Here is a 3560-nt window from a genome sequence, read left to right on the forward strand (position 1 = left end):
CTCTGGACCAGTTGCGCCAGGATTCCGGCCCAGAAGAAGTGGACGTTCGTCAGATGCCACAGCAAGTCCGACGCCGTCCATTCCGGACAGGTAGGACAGCGTTGGTCGGGGTCGACCCCCTCCAGTACATCGGCAAGACGCCGCGATTCGGAATCGATGATGGCAAGGCGATCCATCACTTCAGGGTGCCAGCTTGGTTGTCTATCGTCAGCACCGAGGAAGTCGTGGCCGCGATCTCCGTCGCGGAGTGACCGGTCGGGGATGGCACGAATTACCCGCCGGATGGCCGAAAACGACTGTCGTGTCGAGACGGAACGCCCCTACGATCGGCGCATGGCCATTCGACCCGACACCAAGAACTGGACGTGGGTGTTGCAACGCGAGTGCCCCGAGTGCGGCTTCGATGCCTCGGCGGTCCCCGCGCGCGACGTTGCCACCTTGCTTAAGGAGAACGCCGCAGCATGGCCGGCGGTGTTGCGTGGTCACGACGTGGCGAGGCGCCCAAACCCCGCCACGTGGTCGGCCCTCGAATACGGGGCACACGTGCGCGACGTCTTCCGGATCTTCGCGGTACGCCTGGCACTGATGCTCGACGGCGACGAACCCCGGTTCGACGATTGGGATCAGGACGCAACGGCGGTGGCTGCGCGCTATCGCGAACAGGACCCGTCAACGGTCGCAGCGGAGCTGACGACGGCAGCGGACAGTCTCGCGGCCGCCTTCGAAGCCGTGCCCGACGATGCGTGGGAGAGGAAGGGATTTCGCAGCGACGGAAGCGAATTCACGATCGAGACGCTGGCGCGATACTTCATCCACGACCCGGTGCACCACCTGCACGACGTCACGACGTCGTCAGGATGACGGGTTGCCGGGTAGCCCGCGTCATCGCGACGTAGCGGTCGACCGCCCCTCGACACCTTCGCCGAACGCCTCAGGGTCGACGAGGACGACCAGGTCGAACTCGAGTGACTGGCGAGTTCAGGAGCGTGAACGGGTGACGCCCAACGGGCAAGGCGTTAGCCTTACTCGGAAGTCGGGTCCGGCGCCCCTCGCGGGCGCCATCAGAGAGGACAACTAGTTCATGACGCAACGACATCGCGCCATGCGGTCCGCCGACGCCGTGAGGATCGCCGTCGCGGGCGTGATCCTCGCGGGCGGTGCACTGGCCATGGCCGGTCAGGCCGCAGCGGACCCTGAGCCATTTCCGCCGGCGCCAGCGGACCCGGCGGCCGGACCGGTCGCTGCTCCTGCGCCCCCACCCGTCGGCCCGCCGGTGGTGCCGGAGATCGCGAACCCCCAATTCGGCTCGGGGTCCGGCCCGATCGGCAGCCTCAGGGACATTTGGCACGAGGTCCGCGATGGGGACCTCAGCGGGGCGGATCCGAACGGGGCCCCACAGGGTGCGCTCGCACCGCCCCCCGGAGCGGGTCCCGCGCCGAAACTGCCGCCTGGGTTCACGTCGCTGACGGACCCGTCGTCCTCGACCCCCGCGCTGCCGAAGGATCCGAACGAGGTGGGGCCGGCACTTCCTCCCGGGTACTACCCGCTCAACGGGCCGCCGCCGCCCGGATACGCGCCGCCTGCGGCGCCCGCTGACCCTGCCGCGGCGCCGGCTGTCGCACCCGTTCCGCCACCGACGCCCTAAGCCGTTACGCCGGGTAGTTTCCGGCTTCGAGATCGTCGAGCAGGCTCGGATGGGTGGGCTGCCACCCAAGTCTTTGGCGGGTGAGTGCGCTCGAGGAGGGCTGGTCGACACCGAAGACACTGCCGAGGAATCCGAAGTTCTCTGCCGGGACGGCTTCGACGGGTAGGTCGAGTTGGCGGCCGATGACCTCGGCGATGGCGCACATCGCATCGCCTTCATCGGCAACCGCGTGGGCCACCGTGCCCGGAGTGGCCTGTTCGAGAGTCAGCCTGAAGAGCCGGGCGGCGTCCTTTCGGTGCACTGCTGGCCATCGCTGGGAGCCGTCGCCGACATAGGCGGAGACTCCGGTGCGGCGGGCGGCTTCGATGAGCAGTCCGGCAAATCCGTAGGGACCGCCGCGGTCGTGAACCGACCGGGGGAGTCGGACGACGGCCGAGCGAACACCCTTGGTCGCCAGGGCCAGGGCTGTCTGAGCGTTGCGACCGCGACCGCCTACGGGTCCGTCCGTCGGCATCGCGTCCTGCTCTGTCGAGGCGTGTCCTGGGGTGGCGGGTGTGCCGGAGGCGATGACCAGCGGCTTGCCGCTCCCTTCGAGTGCGGCACCCAGAGCCTCGACGGCGAAAGCCTCCTCAGCAACGCACTTCTCGAAGTTTTTGAAGTCGTTGCCGAAGGCGAGGTGGATGACGCCATCCGAATGTGCGGCACCGGTGCGCAGGCTCTCGCGATCGTTGAGATCACCGCGGAGCACGGTGGCTCCCAGCGCGCTGACAGTGTGAGCCGAGGCGTCGGAGCGAACCAGGCCAACGACTTCGTGGCCCGCGGCGATCAGCTCGGGAATGACCACGGAACCGATTCCTCCGGCAGCACCGGTGACGAACACGCGCACGATGGACTCCTTAGTGATGCGACTGATGTCCCATCACGGTAGCAGAGTGACGCGATAAAGGTCCCATCGGTAAGATGGCGCGATGCCCCGATGGGAACCCGATGCGCGCGAGCGGCTCGTCGTGGCCGCGCTCCATCTGTTTTCCGAGCGGGGTTACGACGACACCACGGTCGCCCAGATCGCCGAACGCGCCGGCCTGACGAAGAGCACCTTCTTTCGGCATTTCCCCGACAAGCGGGAAGTGCTGGCCGCCGGTCAGGAAACCCTGTCGCGGCTCTTCGTCGACGGCATCTCTGCAGCGCCCGCCGATGCCAGCCCCATGGTCGCCGTCGCCGCCGGGCTGGAGCAGGCCACTGCGGCGATGACGCCGTTCAATCGCGAGCTTGGTCCCCGGTTGCGTGCGGTCATCGCCACCAGCACGGAACTGCAAGAGCGGGATGCACTCAAACAGGTCGGACTCGCGGCGGCCATGGCAGGTGCGTTGCGCGCTCGTGGCGTCCAAGATCTGGTGGCGACCCTCGCGGCGGAGTTGGGCGTCCTCGCCTTCAAGGAGGCATACGCCTCATGGGTCGCCGAGGACAACCAACAGGAGTTGGGCGAGCTGGCGCGTGGCGCGTTGACGCGGTTGCGCGCCTCAGTTGCCGAACTCGGCTGACCGCCTGGCCGACGAGACGGTGACCTCATCCCTGGCTGGCGCGCCACCTGTCCAGGAGTCGTCGGTCCCGTTTGGTGGGCCGCCCGGCACCGCGATCGCGGACCGCCACCGCAATGGCCGAGGTCGGCGGCGGTGCGGGCGTTCGATCGAGATAACAGGTCACGGCATCGGTCGCACCGACCCTCTTCTCGATCACCCGAACCACCTCGACGATCCTCGTTACGTCACCCACCAGGGCGCGCACCTCGTCACCGGGGGACACGGTCGTCGCCGGCTTGGCCGGCCGGTCGTTGACGCGTACGTGCCCGCCGCGGCACGCCGCGGCGGCGTCCGGCCGGGTCTTGGTCAAACGGACCGCCCACAACCAGCGGTCC

General features: G+C 68.2%; 6 protein-coding genes. 3 read left to right on the plus strand and 3 right to left on the minus strand.

The genetic code is table 11. The features are described from left to right. Nucleotides 1-176 (minus strand): maleylpyruvate isomerase N-terminal domain-containing protein (locus tag ACRDUX_RS34685; protein ID WP_526421033.1); only part of this gene is annotated, 176 nt, incomplete at its 3' end. Between the two features lie 157 nt (nucleotides 177-333). Between ACRDUX_RS34685 and ACRDUX_RS34690 the strand changes: the two genes are divergently transcribed. Further along, complete coding sequence (locus ACRDUX_RS34690) at nucleotides 334-861, plus strand: DinB family protein (protein ID WP_526421023.1); 528 nt, start codon at nucleotides 334-336, stop codon at nucleotides 859-861. Between the two features lie 220 nt (nucleotides 862-1081). Continuing rightward, nucleotides 1082-1645 (plus strand): hypothetical protein, encoded by a 564-nt coding sequence (locus tag ACRDUX_RS34695; protein WP_526421025.1) that lies wholly within the window; start codon nucleotides 1082-1084, stop codon nucleotides 1643-1645. 4 nt (nucleotides 1646-1649) lie between these two features. On the opposite strand, the gene ACRDUX_RS34700 is transcribed toward ACRDUX_RS34695, so the two are convergent. Then, nucleotides 1650-2531 (minus strand): SDR family oxidoreductase, encoded by an 882-nt coding sequence (locus ACRDUX_RS34700; protein ID WP_526421027.1) that lies wholly within the window; start codon nucleotides 2529-2531, stop codon nucleotides 1650-1652. An 82-nt stretch (nucleotides 2532-2613) separates the two neighbouring features. Here ACRDUX_RS34700 and ACRDUX_RS34705 point away from each other — a divergent pair, with 82 nt between their 5' ends. Next, nucleotides 2614-3186, plus strand: a complete 573-nt coding sequence (locus ACRDUX_RS34705) for a TetR/AcrR family transcriptional regulator (RefSeq protein ID WP_526421029.1) — start codon at nucleotides 2614-2616, stop codon at nucleotides 3184-3186. A 25-nt stretch (nucleotides 3187-3211) separates the two neighbouring features. On the opposite strand, the gene ACRDUX_RS34710 is transcribed toward ACRDUX_RS34705, so the two are convergent. Continuing rightward, nucleotides 3212-3560: RNA-binding S4 domain-containing protein (locus tag ACRDUX_RS34710; RefSeq protein WP_526421031.1), on the minus strand; the 349-nt coding region annotated here is incomplete at its 5' end.

The sequence above is a fragment of the Mycobacterium sp. genome, assembly GCF_050701675.1.
Classification (GTDB): Bacteria; Actinomycetota; Actinomycetes; order Mycobacteriales; family Mycobacteriaceae; genus Mycobacterium.

Bases quoted from the DNA above. Each gene is read 5' to 3' on its own strand.
- ACRDUX_RS34705 (WP_526421029.1), top strand. From the start codon at position 2,614: ATGCCCCGATGGGAACCCGATGCGCGCGAGCGGCTCGTCGTGGCCGCG.
- ACRDUX_RS34695 (WP_526421025.1), top strand. From the start codon at position 1,082: ATGACGCAACGACATCGCGCCATGCGGTCCGCCGACGCCGTGAGGATC.
- ACRDUX_RS34690 (WP_526421023.1), top strand. From the start codon at position 334: ATGGCCATTCGACCCGACACCAAGAACTGGACGTGGGTGTTGCAACGC.